Source organism: Streptomyces sp. NPDC054765 (genome assembly GCF_053612065.1).
Genome location: NZ_JBSHBP010000022.1, coordinates 96,237 through 113,412, shown reverse-complemented (window position 1 = coordinate 113,412; position 17,176 = coordinate 96,237). Strand labels below are relative to the sequence as shown.

Here is a 17,176-nt window from a genome sequence, read left to right as displayed (position 1 = left end):
GGGCGAGGCTTCTTCTTCCCCATGCTCTCCATGATGGACATCCTCCCGGGGCAGAACCCCTGATCTCTGATGTCCGTCAAAGCGGATCAAGCCCACTTGAGGATGTACCGATCGTCGGCGGTACGGCGGGCGTGCCAGCCTCAGCCGTGGCCGGCGGTGCGGGGGGTAGTGGCAGTGACAGGGCTGTGGAGGGCGCCGATGCCGTCGATGTCAACGGTGACAGTGTCGCCGGCGGTGAGGGCGCAGCTGCCCTCGGGGGTGCCGGTCAGCAGGACGTCACCAGGGAGCAGTGTCATCAGATGGCTCACCTCGGAGACCAACGCGGCCACGCTGCGGGTGAGATGAGCGGTGCTTCCCTTCTGACGTACCTCGCCGTTGACGCGCGTGGTGATGCGGGCCGCTGCGGGGTCGAGGCTCGTGCTGACCCAGGGACCGAGGGGGCAGAACGTGTCCATGCCCTTGGCCTTCGTCCACTGACCGCCGTCGACCCCGATGTCCCAGGCGGTCACGTCATTGGCGCAGGTGTAGCCGAGAACGTGGTGCGCAACACTCTCGGGAGCCACCGAGCGACAGGTACGGCCGATAATGACGGCGAGTTCCCCTTCGTACCGCACATCGTGCGAGAGCTCGGGGAGCACGACCGGCTCGCCCGGGCCAACGACGGACGTGGCGGGCTTGAGGTGGATGATCAAGTTTCCGGCGGCGTCAGGTCGGCCGCCGTAGTTGCGGCCGACGACGACGATCTTGCCCGGAACAACCGGCGCCAGCAGCCTGGCCTCCCCTAAAGGAATGCTCTCGTCCACGGGCGCCACGGACCGGCCGGAGGGGTGGGCGCCGACCTCCGAACTATCCAGCCTCGCCAGGTCCGCCAGGTCGGCGAGGCTGTCCGGGCCCGACAGGCCCATCAGGAGCCTGACGGTGCTGCGGTCCTGGTCCACCATTCCGTGCCGTGGGCCTTGGGCCGTCATGAGTCGTGCAAGGTCCATGGAACTCTCCTTATCGCTGTGCTGTCATCTCGGGCCGGGTGTCACAGGCGGTTCAGCCGGTCACGTGGGCGGTCAGAGCGGCGGAGGGCCTCAGGCCGTGGCCGGGACCGGGTGGTGGAGGAGCGATGTGGTGCTCCCGGTCGACGGCGTAGGGCGGGTCGGTGAGCGGAGCGAGGAACCATTCGTCCTGGCGGCCGCATTCGACCGCCACGACATCGGCCAGGCGCGCCGCCAGCGTGCGGCCGATCGACCACAGCGGGCCGATCTCGCCGACCTGGACGCCTACTTGAACGCGCAGGCCGAGTTCGCGGGCGCGTGCAGCCGTCCGCAGCGAGGGCAGCAGCCCGCCGCACTTCGAAATCCGGATGTTGACGAGTGAGGCGGCGCCGGTGGCGGCCGCCCATTCCACGTCCACGGTGTCCATGGCCGACTCGTCGAGCATCACAGGCATGCCGCCTTCCTCGATGCGGCGCAGGGTGGGCCAGTCCCGTGGAACGGTGGGTTCCTCGATCCAGTCGACAGCGGCACGCTCACGCAGCAGCCGTGCGCCCCGCTCGGCGACGTCCGGATCCCACCCGCCGTTGGCGTCCACTGACAGCCACACCGAGGGGCCCAGCACACCGCGCACCTCAACCGCGCGCTCGGCGGTCTCCTCGGGGCTGTGCAGCGCCTTGAGTTTCACGTGCTTGAGGCGTGCGCGTGCGGCGGGCGACAGTGCCTCCAGCTGCGTGGTGGGGGCACGGCTGAGGTCCACCACCTCGCTCACCGCACGGAGACTGCTGTCTGTAGTGAGCACATCCGCCGCCCAGGGGCAGGCGTCCAAGACGGCGGACATGGGCAAGTCATGCCGTCGGCAGAGCGCGTCGAGGAGCGCGGTCTCCAGCGCCGCCGCGGCGGCTGGCATCGGCCTCAGCCCGCCCAGCAGGCGGGGGAGATCGAGCGAGGAAAGGACTTCCACCACTCGGTGGAAGTTCGCTGCCGCGAGGAGCGGGCGGAGCACGGAAAGGTCGAGGGCACGCAGGGCCTTCACGGCGCCGGGGACCGTTTCGCCGGTCACATACGGGCGGGGAGCTCCCTCGCCCCAGCCGGTGACGCCGTCCAGCCGCAAAGTGACCAGCACGGAGCTGGTACGGGCGTGGGCGTGCCGGGCGTGGGCGAATGGCCGGTGCATGGGGACCTGCGCCGTCTGGATAACGACGATGCCGAGCGCATCTTTCACCGCGGGCCTCCCGGGCCGACGACGACCTGTGTGCCGTGGCAGACAGGTGCCGTGGGGTCCGTGGGCGCCACCGCACCTGTACGCGCCGCGACACCAGCGAGCCAGTCCCAGAACTGGCCCCGTACGGGGGAGAACTCCAGGTAATGGCGGTCGGCGTCGAAGTGGGCATCGACGGCGTCCGGACACATCCGCGCGAGCGTCGACCGTGCGGCGTCCAGGTCGATGATGGGGTCCCGTTCGGGCCGTGCGAAGTGCACCGGGACGGGCGCACTGCCGAAGTCCCACCAGGCTCCCTCGGTGTAGAGCAGCTCCAGTTCGGCCATGACGGCACGGAAGCCGTCCGTGACCTGGCGAAGCATGGCGTGGTCGTTCGCCATGAAGGTGAGGTAGCGCTGCTCCCCGGTGTAGTCCTCGTCCTTGAGGGTGACGGGGGAGCCGCGGTGACCGTGCAGTGTGCGCAGATGGCGTACCCCCTCCCGCCCGTGCCGGGCCTGCTGCTGGCCGAGCGCCGGGGCGCACAGGACCACGCCGTTGGGGGCAATGCGGCCGGTGGCGAGCAGGGCGGCCAACAGACTGCCGCCGAAGCTCTGGCCGACCGCGGTGACCGGGAGCCCCGCGGGATGCCTGGCCCGGACGGTCTCGAAGTGCGCCGTGTAGTCGTCCAGCGCTGCGGTGGCGGAGGTCAGGTGGCCGCGCGGGCCGCCGCTGGCTCCGGAGCCTCGCCTGTCCGGTGCGTACACGGCGATCTGACGGCGGGCCAGTTCCGGTCCCGTCTCGAAGAGCCAGCCGGCGTGGCTCTGCAGGCCGTGCACGTAGAACACAGCAGCCTTGGGGTTCTCGGGTATCCACTGGTGCAGGGCGAGCGGAATGCCGTCGGCCGCGGTGACCGTCTCGGCGTAGTACAGCCCTGCCGGGCGTTCTTCGGTGATCACGGTGGCTGTCATCTTTCGGAAGTGACGAAGGAGGAGGGGAGTTCAGGCGGACAACGGCAGGCCAAGGTCGTCGATCACGGTCAGCAGGGTGTCGTCGTTCTGAATCCAGTGGTGCTTGATCTGCATCGCGGCCGCGCCATTGCGGCGCTGCGCCTCGGCAATGGCAAGGAAGCTCTTCGGGGCCAGCCGGAGCAGCCGCAGCGGACACAACCGGTCGCTGCGTCGCTTCTCGGCATACTCCGGATTGCAGCTCTGGAGCGCGGCCTCGGCAGCGGCGGTGAAGCCCTCACGCTCGGCCGTACCCAGCTGCGGGTCCCACTCCATGGCCAGTACGTAGCCGGGCGGGGTGCCCCATGAGGGGATGCAGGTGAACATGGGGAGGGCACCCCAGGTATCGGCGTAGGCAGTCCGCACGGCCTCGTAGACGTGGGCCTCGGTGAGTTTCTCGCCGGTGAAGGAGCTGCCGAAGCCGGCACGCCCCGCGAACTCCAGTCGCGGCAGCGCGCCGACCCGGCCCAGGACGGTGTAGACGTCGCCCACGTCGTAGCGGTACAGCCCGTTGGCCTGGCTCATGACGAGCCGGTAGGAGCGGCCGGTCTCCAGCTCGTGCGGGTCCAGGGTCGCGGCGGCCGGATCCAGTGGCCCACCGTCGTCGTCCTTGCGGCACGGTACGAACTCGAAGACGCCCTGGTCGGCGGCGAGCGGACCGGCGGAGGGGTGCTCGTCCACCGGGATGGTGACGATGCCCTCGGTACCGGTCGTGCTGAATGGGAGCTTGCGGATGCCGGGCGTGACATCGTCCAGCCAGTCGCGGTAGAGGCCGGCAGAGGCGGAGTTCCAGCAGACGATGACGGACAGCCGGGGCCACAGGTCGGTCAGACGCAGCCCGGCAGGGCGGCGCGCGAGCCTGCAGTCCAGCTCCCGGGCGAGGCCGGGAGCAGCGATGGCACCGCCGGACGGGCGCCCGGAGACGGTGCCGCGGCCCACCTCGTCCACCAGCTCGGGACCGCGCAGCGCGAGCTGCTCGGCGAGGCTCACGATTTTCGAGGGGTTGAGGGTGACGATCAGCCGGACATCGGCCCCGGCGAGCAGGCGCAGCTTGCGGTAGAGGCTGTCCGCGTACTCCTCCCTGTCGTCCCCGCGCAGCCAGGGAGCGTCGTACCAGGGCGGCACCCAGTCCTCAGGGCCGACCGCGGCGGGCCGGCGGGAGATGCTGTAGACGGGGAAGCCATACAGGCTCCGGGAGGCGGGGGTCCGCTCCCAGGAGAGATCGAGAATGTGCTCTGCCGTGAGGTGCTCGGTGCCGATCTGCTCGCAGTACAGGCCCCATTGGGCGTACAGGCCCCGGCCCCTGTACCGCTCCCGCCAGTGCCGGGTGGTGGGAACGTACTTGGGGTGCCCGCTGGAGCCCGACGTCTTCAGGAACGCGTACGGCGCGCTACGGGTGAGGACCTGGGGCTCACCCGCCAACTGCCGCTCAATGTACGGCCGTAACTCCTCGTACGAACGGATCGGGACTGCGCGCTTCCATGCGGCGAGCGTGGCGACGGAGCTCAGACCGTGCTCACGCCCGAACGAGGTACTGCGGGCCTGGTCGAGAAGGTCCTGCAGCACCAGGTCGCTCGTCGGGCCGGGGTCGTGGCACAGCTCCCGTTGGCGGGCGAGGGCGCTCAGGGTGCGGCTTGCGAAGTCCCCTCTACGGGCGTTCTGCGGCGATGTGGTCGCGCTGATGGGCAGGATCATCCAGTAAACCCCCTCTTTGTCCGGTGCGGCCGGCCGATCGACCTCCGGCCGCAGCGCAGTAACGGGCGTGTGGTTGAGATGACGTGCGATCGAGCTGCGGCGTGGCGCGTGCCTCGGCTCGTACTCGAGGCTCGCGCGCTGCCGGGACGTCAGACGACTTGTCGGACCGAGACGGTGCCTACATCGCCCGATGTGGCAAAAGCGATGGCCGCGGCGAGGAAGCGCCCGACGGCGTCATCGGTCATCCATGCCATGTGCGGCGTGGCCAGGACGCTCGGGTGGCTGCGCAGCAGGTCCCCCGGGGGCAGCGGCTCGAGGTCGAAGACGTCGAGCGCCACCCCGCCCAGAACGCCGGCTGCCAGGCGCCGGCGCAGCTCGTCCATGTCGATCAGCGACGCGCGGGCGGTGTTGACCAATAGGGTCCTGGAGCCGAGCAGGGCGAGGCGGCGGGCATCGACAATCTCCCTGTACGGCGGTGTGGCCCGCAGGTGCAGGCTCACCGCGTCCGCGCTGCTCAGTAGGGTGTCAATGTCCATGAGGGCGACCCCAGCCGAGCGGGCGGTGTCCTCGTCCAGGGACGGAGACCAGGCCGCAACCTGCATCCCGATGCCCTGCGCCAGGCGGGCCACCCGGGAGCCGATGCGCCCCCATCCGACGATTCCCAGCAGCCGTCCGGACAGCTCACGCCCGGCGGAGGGGTGCCAGCCCGGCGCACTGCCCACGGCCGTCGGCACCCGACGGGCCAGCATCAGCAGCAGGGTCAGGGTGAACTCTGCCACGGAATCGGCCGCCAGGCCGGGTGTGTGGTAGACCGCGATCCCAGCGGTCCGGGCGGCATCGGTGTCGATCACTTGGCCGGCCGGACCGGCCACCACGACCGCCTCTGGCCGTTCCCTCAGCAGGACGCCGGTGTCGAGCGGCCGGCCGTGGAAGAAGTGCAGCACGGTGCGGGCACCGCGGATCCGCTCGGCGAGCTGGGACGGAGTGGTGCACGGGCCTTTGAAGACCTCGATCGCGTCGCCGCCGGGGCAGCGGCGCACGAGCTCCGCCAGGTGCGGATACCCATAGCACTCGGGCATGACGAGGCGTCCCACGTTTGTTCTCCTCCCCCGTACGAGCCGATGTGGTGGGGCCGGTCAGCGCGTGGCGAGGCGGACCCGGCAGGTCCACCACCACGTCGATCGATCGGTCATCCGGCGCTCCGCGACCTCCCGCAGCCGGGTCAGGCCGAGCACGTCCTCGCTGACGCCCTCCTCGAGCAGCGCGATTACCCCGCCCTGGCTCATCGCGAAGTCGACGAAGCGGGTTGCGCCGCAAGTCTCCTTCATGTGCAGGCACACCTCGTTGACGTGCCGGAACAGGCCGCTTCCCCGCAGCCGCTCAAGGTGCTCGCTCTTGGGGGCGAAGCTGGGGCGCAGGCCACGCTCGGCCTCCAGCGCGGTGTGAGCTGTTTCGAACTCCCGGTAGGCGGCGTCGACTTCGGGGTCAACGGCGGGAGGCCAGTCGAAATCGAAGGCGGCCAGCACTGCGCCGGGCCGCATGATGCGGGCGATTTCGGGGAAGGCACGGCCGGCGTCGAACCAGTGCAGAGCGTGGCTCACGGTCACGATATCCGCGCTACCGTCCGGCAGCCCGGTCTCCTCGGCCGTACCGTCGATGACGTGGATGCCGCGCCCGGCCGCGATGGCCCGCATCTCCGCCGAGGGCTCCACCCCGGTCACCTGGGGCCAGATCGTGGACGAGAGGCCGGTGCCACAGCCGATGTCGACCACGGTCGGGTCCGGGGCCCCGGACCACTGCCGCAGCAGGTCCGCCAGTTCCCTGGGAGGCCGGGGGCGAACGCGGTCATAAAATTCTGCAAACTTGCTGAACCGTTCCACGGAGCCAGGAATTAGATTCACCATGACAACGAAGGTAACACAAGTCCCAGGCGCCACTCGAGTGACAAACGACATAGTTAAAACTCCGTCAACTCATAAGCAACACCAGTACATCGATCCGTTTCCGGTTTAAGTAAATTTCTCACAGGTCAGAGGCATGCGAGCCACGGAAAGGGGGTACCTGAAGAGGCATCAAAACATCCCAGCGGGCTCTTTTCAGTGAAGTGTAAGAATTCCAGCACTGCATGCGAGGAGTCACCCCCATGCAGGTAAGTGAATCGCAAAGGAAAATATCCCGGACCGATAATTGAAGAGATGCGGCATTCCGTCAGGCTAAGGGCTTGCAGGGAATTAACTTGTGGTTTTTGGGACTTGACACCCCACGTCCGGGCAACATGAGTGCGCATGTTGTTGTTCTGCGAGCCCTTAGGCGGACAAACGCAGCAGTGCCTCATAGTCGGATGTATCCGGCGGAGCCTGGTAGACGACCAGTCGCTGGCCGTCGCTGCGGGCCACGTCGAAGGCTTCGTACGTCAGCGCCATCCGGCCCGCCGTCGGATGGCGGTACACCTTGCGCCCGTTGGTCCGCACCCGGACGTCATAGCGCTGCCACAGGGCCGCGAACGCCTCGCTCCGCTCCGTGAGTTCGTCGACGACCTCGCAGATGTCCGGCGCGCCCGGGTGCACGACGACCGCGGCGCGCAGGTGGGCCACGACACCGTGGGCCACGTCGTCCCAATTGGCATACAGCTCCCGGGCGCCGGGGTGGATGAAGGCGTAGCGCGCAGTGTTGCGCTCCCGCTCGGACCAGTCCTCAATACCAGGAAAGAGAAGCAGCGCGGCCCGGTTGGCGGCCAGCAGGTCACTGGACCGACTCAACACACAGGCTGGATAGGGGCGCGTGATGTCGAGCATGCGGCGGACCTCGTTCCGCACGGTGCGCGAGGCCCTGCCCGGCCGCCGCCCCTCAGCGGCCGACACAAGTGCCCGGCCTCGCCCCAGCTCCGCGAGATAGCGGTGCTCGTCGTCGGTCAGCTTGAGCACTCTCGCGATCGCCTCCAGGACCGGGGGGCTCGGCCGCTGCTGCTTGCCCTGCTCCAAACGCCGGTAGTACTCGATGCTGACACCGGCAAGGATCGCGACCTCCTCCCGCCGCAGTCCGGCGGTACGCCGACGCCCGGCCGACGGAGGCAGACCCGCCTCGTGCGGTGTGACGCGACTCCGTCGGCTCCGCAGGAAGTCCCCCAGCTCCGTCCTGTTCCCCACCAGTGCATTGGCCACATATGCAGTATGCATCGAACAGGTCGCGTAAGGGGGGCCCTGCCAGGGCCCCCCTTACCCGGGTCTCCCCGTCACCGTGTTCCGCAGGCAGGCTGAGCGCACCGCAGCGATCTGCGCGCCGCGGCCTCAGAATGTGACGGGCGCGGAGGCCCACGTGGAGAGGATGGTGGGCCCAGCTGTGTCCACTCAGGATGAACTCAGCAGCCGGAAGCGTCATCTCGTTCTGGCGGTCTGTTGCACGAGCGTGTTCCTCGGCAACCTAAACAACACGGTGCTCAATGTGGCGCTGCCCGCGATGCAGCGCGATCTGCACAGTGGGCTGTCCGGGCTGCAGTGGACCACCGACGCCTACCTCATCGTGCTGGCCGCCCTGCTGATGCTCGCCGGCTCCGCCGGGGACCGGCTCGGTCGCCGCCGCGTCTTCCAGACCGGCCTGGCCCTCTTCACCTTCGGATCGCTGCTGTGCGGACTGGCGCCCGGTCTGGGCTGGCTCATCGCCTTCCGCATCGTCCAGGCGATCGGCGCCTCGATGCTCAACCCGGTGGCCATGTCGATCATCACCAACACCTTCTCCGCGCCGCGCGAGCGCGCCCGGGCGATCGGCGTATGGGGGGCGGTCATGGGCGTAGCGATGGCGGTGGGCCCGATGGTGGGCGGGATGCTCGTCCAGGGCATCGGCTGGCGGTCGATCTTCTGGCTCAACCTGCCGATCGGGCTGGCCGCCCTCGTCTGCGCCGCGCGCTTCGTACCCGAGTCCCGCGCGCCCCGCCCCCGCCGGCTGGACCCCGTCGGGCAGCTCCTGGTCATCGTGCTGATGGGCTGTCTGACATATGCCATCATCGAGGGCCCCAGCACCGGCTGGACCGCCCCGCGCACCCTTGGCTGCGCGCTGGCTGCGCCCGCTGCGCTCCTCGCCCTGCTCCACTACGAGAGCCGGCGCCCCGAACCTCTCGTGGACCTGCGGGTCTTCCGCAGTGCCGGGTTCAGCGGAGCCGGCGTCATGGCAGTGTGCTCGTTCTTCGTACTCGGCGGCTTCCTCTTCCTCAATACGCTCTACCTGCAGAACGTGCGAGGCCTGTCGGCCCTGACCGCCGGCCTGTACCTGCTGCCCATGGCCGTCATGAACATCCTCACCTCACCGCTCTCCGGGCGGCTGACCGCCACCCGCGGCCCCCGGCTGCCGCTGCTGCTGGCCGGTGCGGCCACCACCGCGGGCGGCGCGCTACTCGCCACCGGTGACGCCCTCGTGACCGATGCACTGCTCTTCACCGCGTACGTCCTGATCGGCATCGGCGTGGGACTGGCCAACACACCCGTCACCAACGCCGCCATGGCCGGCATGCCCAAGGAGCAAGCGGGGGTGGCCGCGGCGATCGTCTCCACCAGCCGCCAGTTCGGCCAGGCACTGGGCGTCGCCGTGCTCGGCGCGGTGCTCACCACCGGGCTGCACTCCGGTACGGGCTTCGCGCAGGCGGTGTACCCAGCGTACTGGATCGTCACCGCCTGTGGTGTGGCCATCGTCCTCCTCACCCTGGCCACCACGCGCAGTCCAACACCGCCCTCCGATATTCCCCTTCCCCCGCAGCAACAGCCGCAAGCCCCCGGCGTACCCGAACCACGGCCTTGACACGGGTCCTGAAACGGCGGCGCGCGCCGCGCCTTGAGGTAGAGGAATTCCATAGCGAGTCCGGCTGGAAGTCTCCTGGAACGGGAGGAACGCGAGGAGGGGCGCGCGCACGGGGGGACGCCGGGTCAGTGCTCGGGCTTGGGAGGCCGCTGCATCAGCGTGACGGCGGCCTCGGCGAGAGTGGCCTTCGAGTACAGCAGATCCGCGATCACCTGTGTGATGGGCATCTCAACCTCGTGGGCGCAGGCGACAGAGACGAGTGCCGAAGGTGCAGTTGCGGGAGAGCGGGAAAGAGCAGGTCGACACCAGGTCGCCCAGGCCCGCCAGGCCCGAGAGTGTGGCTGGGTGCGTGCCCACAGGGCGGTAGCCAGCCGAGTGGTCTCTGCTCCAAGCCCCAGGTAATGAGCATGGCCGCCGTGTTGTGTCCCAGGCCCATACCTGTGGCGATGCCGACCGCGAGAGCTATGACGTACTTCACCGCATCGCCCGCTCTCAGCCGATGACGTCAGTACTGGTGTACGACCGGAAGTGGGAGGTGTGACACGCCACTTGGAAGCGCAGGGCGGCGTCTTGGTCAGGACAGGCGATGGTGGCCGCGGGCTGCCGGCGGCGATCTCGGCGGCCAGGTCGAGCCGGAGAGCACCGCGACCCGGGCTCGGCGGCACGCCGTTCACCTCGGTGATGACGGCGATCGTCCGCTATCCGCTGCCCAGTTCGAGATGCCCTTCATCAGCGACGCGATCACCGGGTCGCTGCCGGTGGTGCGTCACCCACACCGCGAGGTTGGCCTGCAGGGACTGTGCGGGGATGGACACCACGAGGTTGTCCGCGCCGTCTAGCACGGGCGACGTCGTCGGTCGTCGCCGTCAGGGTCGTGGGTAACTCGAAGTCCGTGAGGTAGCCGGGGCGGCGATGGTGCGTGGTGATCGCACCGGCGATCTCGGCTCGTGGGAGTCGCGATGGCGTCGCCGCAGCAGAGATCGCGCTGCCTCCGAGCTGCAAGGCCGCGGACTTCCAGGGTTGCCACCTAATCGCCAGCATCTACAAAGGCGTCAGCTAACGGTTCAACCTGGTCCCCATGCACCAGACGATCAACCTCGGCATCTACCTCAAGCGGGCGGGAACTTCACCGTCGCCAAGTCACGGGTGAGCATCTATCGTCGGATACGCATCCGTCAGTGCCGATTGGAAATCCTTAAGCGACACGTCAAGCAGATTCTGCGCTGCGCTAATATCCCCGATAGTAAAGTACTCCCAGATCCCTTTATTTTGCGTAAGGGCTTGCAGGGAATTAACTTGTGGTTTTTGGGACTTGACACCCCACGTCCGGGCAACATGAGTGCGCATGTTGTTGTTCTGCGAGCCCTTAGGGCTCGTAAAGAATCAACGTGTTGCTTCACGGTCTCTCTTTCGTTGGTCTGGTATGCGCATACCAAGCGAGGTTCGTGGTCAACTTGCCTTGAGATTCGGGGTGTTGTTCCCTCATCTCAATGAGCGGCAGCAGCGGCTGGCGCTGGCTGCCGAGGCCAGGCTGTTGGGGCACGGCGGGGTGAGGGCCGTCGCGCGTGCCGCAGGGGTGAGCGAGACAACGGTGCGCAAGGGCGTCTTCGAGCTGGAGGGCGGCCAGGACCCACTGCCCGATGGCCGGGTCCGCCGGGACGGCGGCGGCCGCAAGAGCGCCGAGGAGCTTGACCCGCTGCTCGTTCCGGCGCTGCTGACCCTGGTCGAGCCGGATGAGCGGGGCGATCCGATGTCGCCGCTGCGGTGGACGACCAAGTCACTGCGGTCTCTGGCCGGGGAGCTGGCACGGCAGGGCCATGCTGCTTCGGCGCCAACCGTGGGCCGGCTGCTGCGGGAGAACGGCTTCAGTCTGCAAGCCAATGCCAAGACCCTCGAGGGTGCTCAACACCCTGACCGCGACGCCCAGTTCTGGTACATCAATGACCAGGCCAAAGGCCATCAGGCGGACGGCGAGCCGGTGGTCAGTGTGGACACGAAAAAGAAGGAGGTCGTCGGGGAGTTCAAGAACGCGGGACGGCAATGGCGGCCGGCCGGCGAACCCGTGCGGGTCGACGTCCATGACTTCCCCGGTGATGCGCTGGGCAAGGCCCTGCCCTACGGCATCTACGACCTGGCGGCGGGCACCGGCTGGGTGAACGTCGGTACGGATCACGACACCGCGGCCTTCGCGGTCGAATCGATCCGCCGCTGGTGGAACGGGCAGGGACGTCTCGACTACCCTGGCGCCACCCGACTGCTGATCACCGCCGACGCGGGCGGCTCCAACGGCTACCGCAGCCGCGCCTGGAAAACTCAACTGGCCGCCTTCGCCGCCGAGACGGGACTGGCCGTCACGGTCTGTCATATGCCTCCGGGTACATCGAAATGGAATCGGATCGAGCACCGGCTGTTCTCCGCGATCACGATGAACTGGCGCGGCCGCCCGCTGACCAGCTACGAGGTCATCGTGCAGAGCATCGCCGCGACCACCACCCGCACCGGGCTCACCGTCCACGCCGAGCTGGACCCCGGCAGCTACCCCACCGGGGTGAAGGTCAGCGATGCCGAGCTGAACGCAGTCCCGCTGACCGGCCATGCCTTCCACGGGGAATGGAACTACACCGTGCACTCCCGACCCGTCGAGCCGGCACACCCGGGGACACCGGCCGCCCGCCTCGACCGCGAGGCCCTGGCGCACCCCGCCCTGACCGGGCTGACCAGCGCTGAACTGACCGGGCTGACCACGGCCCTGGCCGCCCCCTGGCAAGCACTGCACACACCGGACCACACCACCCGACGCGACGGCGGCACCCGACGACGGGCCCCGGGCGGCGGCCGCAAAGCCAAACTCGACCTGACCGACCGCGTCCTGGCCACCGTGCTGCACCAGCGCCTTGGCCTGCCGCCCGCCGTGCTCGCCCGCCTGTTCACCGTCAGCAAGGACACCATCCGCCAGGCCACCGGCGAGATCCGGCAGTTGATGGACCAGCACGGGCACACCCCCGGGCGCGCGGCGGCACACCTGACCACCTTCACCGGTCTGCTCGTCTACGCCACCGCACGCGGCGCCGCACCCACACCACCGGCGAAACCCACACCTTGATTCTTTACGAGCCCTTAGCCGCCATAGCCAGCACCTCAATCCAATCGTCCGGGGCACCCACCGAGTTCATCGCACACGCCTTGATCGGAATCGAGGATTGGATGAAACGAGATGTCCCAGACCCTGCCGAAGGACACCCCCACCGTGCCCGCGAGGACTGCGGCTCGCGTTGAATCCACGGAACCTCCAAGGACGTCAGTATGGGGCGCCGGTATCAAGCCGTACGTCAAGGTGTTCCTCACGACGTCGCGCACGACCACTCACCAGGGGAAGCATGACCGCACCGGCACGACGACGCCGACCCACCCGTACCCGCCGCCCCGCCACGAGGCCACAGCGCCGCACTGTCCGGCGACGTAGGCGTGAGGCCGCAACCAGCCGCCTCGTCGCCGCCGCTATCGTCCTGGCAACTGTGATCGCAGCGATCCGCGAATATCCCGTCACCACCAGCATCCTGGCCGCCCTCGCCCTGGCCGCAGTCGTTCTCCTTCTCCTCGTCCGCACCAGTCGCATCCAGCTGCCCACGCTGCCTACCGCTGCCCGGGCGGACTTCACCCACAGCATCGCCGCCTACCAACACATGACCGGCACCCAGTTCGAGCACGCCATCGCCGACCTCGCCCGCCGCGCCCCCTCCGTCCGCACCGCCACCGTCTCCGGTGGTGCCAACGACCGTGCCCTCGACGTCCTCCTCCAACTCACCGACGGCCGCCGCATCGCCATCCAGTGCAAGCGCTACGCACCATCGAACCGCGTCGGAGCCCCCGTCATCTACGCCGTGAACGGCACTTACCGCGCCTACCACCGCTGCGACCAAGCCCTCATCATCACCACCAGCACCTTCACCCCAGACGCTCAACGCGCCAACGCTGAACTCGACCACCCCCTCCGCCTCATCGACGGCCGTGCCCTCGGCCGCTGGGTCTCCGGCGGCCGTCCACCCTGGGGTCCCTGACCCCCAGCTCCAACTACGCCAACCGCTCATGCAGCCTCGGCCTGGATCAAGGTCTCCACCAAGGTCGGATTCCTGCTCGCCGAGGCCGTCAAAGCCACCATCTTCGACGGGACCATCACCGCCGATGATGCACTGCCGGAAAGGATGAAGACGTGCTGCTCCTTCGGGTTGCACGCAGCACTCCATCGCACCGATCGACGCGAACGCGAGCGGACGGTCCATCGCCGATCGGCGGGAGCACCGGCACGGGCGGCACCCAAAGCTTGTCGGAAGCATTCTGAATCGATGTCGCTGGGCGGAGCGCGGTCCCTCCCGTTCCGGCTCCGCCCGTCTCCTCAGGAGAACAGGGTGAGCTGCTCGTCCTCCGGCGCTTGTGCGAGGCCGGGTTCCTCCGCGCATTCCGGGTCCACGTCTGCCGGTTCGGTGTCCGCGGCCTCCGCGATCACGCCCAGCGCCGCCACTACTCTCTGCCCCTTGGCGCTGCCCTCCACCTCGGCAGTGGCCGACTCCTCCGGGGAGGATTCCTCGGCCTCGCCCGCTCCCTCGGCGACCGTCGGCAGTACGTAGTGCTGGGCAAGGCTCGCCAGGTGCAGGGGCAGCGGCAGCGAGAGTGCGTCCAGGTAGTCAGGGGCCTGGCGAAGCTGGTGCACCGCGAGAGCCAAGGCTTCGGGCGAGTCGCCAGCATCCGGGTGACAGCCCAGGACTGCGATTTCCACCAGCCCGGGGTTCCAGGCGGGGATGTGCGTGTCGATGGTGGGTTTGCCCTTGTTGGGGCCCTGCCGGAGAGGGCGGGGAGCGATCTTGTCGGCCTCGACGGCGGAGTCCCGGAAGGTGCCTGCCTTGGGAGTGGTGCTGTAGAAGATCCGCCCTGAGGTCCGGACTGCACCTTCGTCTTCCACCCACAGCCCCTGGGGCAGGCCGTTGACCTCGCCGGGAGCGGCATTGCCCCACCACTGGGGGGTCTCCCGACCCGCTGCGGTACGTACGCGGATCAACCGGAGATCGGGGTCGAGTCCCACCGGCTGCGCGTGCCCGGTCTTGATCAGGTCTCGTTCGGTTCGGCCGTCCTGGAGCCAGGGCCAGTGCAACCGGCTGTTCTGAGAATGGGACAGCAGGGCGGTGGGCCGGCCGCGGAGAGAGCGGACCATCTTCTGGAGGTAGCGGGCGGTGGCTCTGCGCTGCTCGTCCATGTTCTGTTGCCAGACACGATACTTCGAGCGTTGCCGGGGTACGACAGCGGCGGCTTCGGTGTCCATGACCGTTCCGGTCTCGGTCTCCGTGGGTTCGCTCACCTCCGGAATTTCGGCTGTCTTGACCAGGCCGAGCAGGAATTGGGGGTAGGGGATCCAGCGTCCCGTCCGCTCGTCCCAGCCGGTGACCGCCGCCAGGCCGCTTCCCGGTGCTAGCGGCGTGACCATGACGGCCACTGGGGTGTGGCGGGGAAGCCGTGTGGGGCCGTCTTTGCGTCGCTTGACCATGTACGTGGCGACGTAGCGCAGGTCCTCGGGGATCTCCTCGCCGAGCGTGTGCTCGGGCAGGACGCGAACGCCGTACTGGCGCAGGGCGTCCTCCCATCCCGAACGGACCCGGTGCGAGAGGTTCTTCTCGGTGTTGTGTCCCTTGGCCTTCTTGGGGACGAGCGCGAACTGTGTGAGCACGCCCGAGTCCGCGCAACCCAGCCGGAGCGCGTACTTGGGGTCGTCCAGACGGTGGGCGAAGTCCTGTTGGCGGTCGATCTCCACGAGGGCGAAGCCGGGGTGTAGCGGGTCGGCTCCATCGTCGGCGAGGAATGTCTCAGCTGCCTTCCGGCGGGTGTTGATGCCGGCTTCCAGGGCTTTGCCCCTTGGCCGCGCTTTGGGGTCGATGCCCAGGGTGTCGGTGATTCCGCTGGTGGTGCGCAGGCAGCGTAGGCGGAGGGTGAGTTCCGGGGACTTCCATTCGAGGATGACCGGGCTTCCTGGGGCGGCCAGCTCGTACGCCTCCTCAGCGGTGGCGGGCTCTGGACAGCCGCCGTCGCCGTCCAACCCGAGGACATCGGCGAGGGCCTCGATGGCCGCCTCCCGGAACGAAGGGCTCTGCCATAGCAGTCGCGCTTCGACGAGGCACGCGTCTCCCGTCCCCTCGATCGCCTCGGCGGGGTCCTGTCCCTCGTTGATCCTGGCTGCCACCGCGAGTGCGGTTCGGCGGGCGAGGGCCTCGCGTTCCGCCTCGGCGGCCTTCTCCGCTGCCTTGGGCTTGGGCCGGACGTTGGCGGGGGCACTGCTGCCGACGCTCGCTCGGCTGAGGGAGGGGACCCTGCGCATCTGCTCGGGAAGCGCCTGTTCGGCCCATTCGACGATCTGTGAGCGTTGGTGCGACATGAGGCCGGTACCGATGCCATGAGCACCCATGTGTGTGCTGTGCACGACCGAGGCGCGGGTGCCCTCCCCGTCGCCGATCCACTCCTCGGGTTCAGTGAGCAGGCTGACCGGGTCGGGGAAGGGGCGATTGAGCGTCAGCCTGCCGAGGATCTGGGCGGGTCCGTTGTTCTTCCAGGCGTAGCCCTGAGTGCCGCGGTCCCAGGTCAGGCGCGCCACCGCGTACCGGTTGCTGGTGGGCGTTCCGGGCAGCCAGGGGATGCCGGGCAGTAGATAGACAGAGGTGTCGCGGCCGTACGGGAGCCGCAGCCGCTGCTTTTTCGCGTCGAGGCGAGTCGCCCAGCGGCGTACTCCGGTGTGCAGGTGGAGACGGGGTCGGGGGTCGAAGGGGACTGTGTGCAGCGAAATATTGATCACGATGGAGAACCACCACTCACGCCCCTTGACCACGTGCGAGAGAGGCTGTGAGAGAAGCTCCGCTCCTTGCTGGCGCGGGCCTCGCGGCACGGCGCGGAAGTGCAGGCTGCCGGCGCTGTGTTCGTAGGGGCCGAGAGCGAGGATGCGCCGGGCCAGGGCATCGGTTGCGAGTTGGTACTGCCGGTCGCGCGGGGCCGCAGTTCCGCCGTCGGTGATGGGGCAGCCTAGGAGGTCGACGGTGACGTCCTGCCACTGCGGTGGGCAGGCGCGCAGCTTCGTGTACGTGTCCAGGACTGCGCGGTGATGGTCGGGTTCGGGGCGGAGGTCCTGGAGCCAGGCACCATTGAGCCGGTCAAGGGTGTCACCAGGAAGTGGGTGGGGAACGTCGTACGGGGCGTAGAGCCAGAAGTCCTCGGCCAGCTGCTGCGTGTCGCGGGGGCGGCCTCGGACGATCAGATCGGGAGCGAGGGTCTGCAGGACTCCGTTGAAGCGGGCGACGGGCGCGGTACGGTACGGCTCGGCCTTGGGGGCACGGCCGAGATTGCAGAGTTCCAGGACGCTCTCGTGCCACTGCTCAGGAGAGGGCAGCGCACGGTAACGGGCGGTCCAGGGAGCAGCGTCGGGCTTGAGGAGGTAGGCAGCCCGGCTGGTGTCGCGGTATTTGGCGGCCATGGTC

13 protein-coding genes and 1 pseudogene are annotated in these 17,176 nt (G+C 68.6%); 3 read left to right on the top strand and 11 right to left on the bottom strand.

The window, feature by feature from the left end; all coding sequences use genetic code 11:
* Positions 1–140 precede the first annotated feature (140 nt).
* The 7 genes from ACWGJY_RS16845 to ACWGJY_RS16815 form a co-directional block, all read right to left on the bottom strand.
* Positions 141–986 carry a fumarylacetoacetate hydrolase family protein gene (locus ACWGJY_RS16845; RefSeq protein WP_453261555.1) on the bottom strand — a complete coding sequence of 282 codons (846 nt, stop codon included), beginning with the start codon at positions 984–986 and terminating at the stop codon, positions 141–143.
* Positions 987–1,038: 52 nt separating this feature from the next.
* Entirely contained in the window at positions 1,039–2,205 is a 1,167-nt protein-coding gene (locus ACWGJY_RS16840; RefSeq protein WP_453261554.1) for an enolase C-terminal domain-like protein, read from the bottom strand.
* Positions 2,202–3,149, bottom strand: a complete 948-nt coding sequence (locus ACWGJY_RS16835; protein ID WP_453261553.1) for an alpha/beta hydrolase — start codon at positions 3,147–3,149, stop codon at positions 2,202–2,204. Before ACWGJY_RS16835 ends, ACWGJY_RS16840 begins: the two co-directional genes overlap by 4 nt.
* A 30-nt stretch (positions 3,150–3,179) precedes the next feature.
* The gene (locus tag ACWGJY_RS16830) at positions 3,180–4,880 is read right to left on the bottom strand and encodes a GH3 auxin-responsive promoter family protein (protein WP_453261552.1); all 1,701 of its coding nucleotides are present in this window, start codon (positions 4,878–4,880) and stop codon (positions 3,180–3,182) included.
* Between the two features lie 149 nt (positions 4,881–5,029).
* Complete coding sequence (locus ACWGJY_RS16825) at positions 5,030–5,974, bottom strand: NAD(P)-dependent oxidoreductase (RefSeq protein WP_453261551.1); 945 nt, start codon at positions 5,972–5,974, stop codon at positions 5,030–5,032.
* 42 nt (positions 5,975–6,016) lie between these two features.
* Complete coding sequence (locus ACWGJY_RS16820; protein WP_453261550.1) at positions 6,017–6,784, bottom strand: class I SAM-dependent methyltransferase; 768 nt, start codon at positions 6,782–6,784, stop codon at positions 6,017–6,019.
* A gap of 402 nt (positions 6,785–7,186) precedes the next feature.
* The gene (locus tag ACWGJY_RS16815) at positions 7,187–8,041 is read right to left on the bottom strand and encodes a helix-turn-helix transcriptional regulator (protein ID WP_453261549.1); all 855 of its coding nucleotides are present in this window, start codon (positions 8,039–8,041) and stop codon (positions 7,187–7,189) included.
* Positions 8,042–8,204: 163 nt separating this feature from the next.
* Between ACWGJY_RS16815 and ACWGJY_RS16810 the strand changes: the two genes are divergently transcribed.
* A complete protein-coding gene (locus ACWGJY_RS16810; RefSeq protein WP_453261548.1) occupies positions 8,205–9,668 on the top strand; it encodes an MFS transporter in 1,464 nt (487 codons plus the stop codon).
* A 228-nt stretch (positions 9,669–9,896) separates the two neighbouring features.
* Here the strand turns inward: ACWGJY_RS16810 and ACWGJY_RS16805 are convergent, their stop codons facing one another.
* From ACWGJY_RS16805 to ACWGJY_RS16795, 3 genes and pseudogenes are all read right to left on the bottom strand, one after another.
* Entirely contained in the window at positions 9,897–9,974 is a 78-nt protein-coding gene (locus ACWGJY_RS16805; RefSeq protein ID WP_453261561.1) for a hypothetical protein, read from the bottom strand.
* 127 nt (positions 9,975–10,101) lie between these two features.
* Positions 10,102–10,146, bottom strand: a pseudogene (locus ACWGJY_RS16800) (hypothetical protein); the annotation flags it as partial.
* Between the two features lie 220 nt (positions 10,147–10,366).
* Positions 10,367–10,510, bottom strand: a complete 144-nt coding sequence (locus ACWGJY_RS16795) for a hypothetical protein (protein ID WP_453261547.1) — start codon at positions 10,508–10,510, stop codon at positions 10,367–10,369.
* 581 nt (positions 10,511–11,091) lie between these two features.
* On the opposite strand from ACWGJY_RS16795, the gene ACWGJY_RS16790 reads away from it, so the two are divergent.
* Positions 11,092–12,771, top strand: coding sequence for an ISAzo13 family transposase (locus ACWGJY_RS16790; RefSeq protein ID WP_453261546.1), 1,680 nt, complete (start codon positions 11,092–11,094; stop codon positions 12,769–12,771).
* Positions 12,772–13,183: 412 nt separating this feature from the next.
* The gene (locus ACWGJY_RS16785; protein ID WP_453261545.1) at positions 13,184–13,726 is read left to right on the top strand and encodes a restriction endonuclease; all 543 of its coding nucleotides are present in this window, start codon (positions 13,184–13,186) and stop codon (positions 13,724–13,726) included.
* Between the two features lie 335 nt (positions 13,727–14,061).
* On the opposite strand, the gene ACWGJY_RS16780 is transcribed toward ACWGJY_RS16785, so the two are convergent.
* The gene (locus tag ACWGJY_RS16780) at positions 14,062–17,172 is read right to left on the bottom strand and encodes a pPIWI_RE module domain-containing protein (RefSeq protein WP_453261544.1); all 3,111 of its coding nucleotides are present in this window, start codon (positions 17,170–17,172) and stop codon (positions 14,062–14,064) included.
* Between the last annotated feature and the right edge of the window lie 4 nt (positions 17,173–17,176).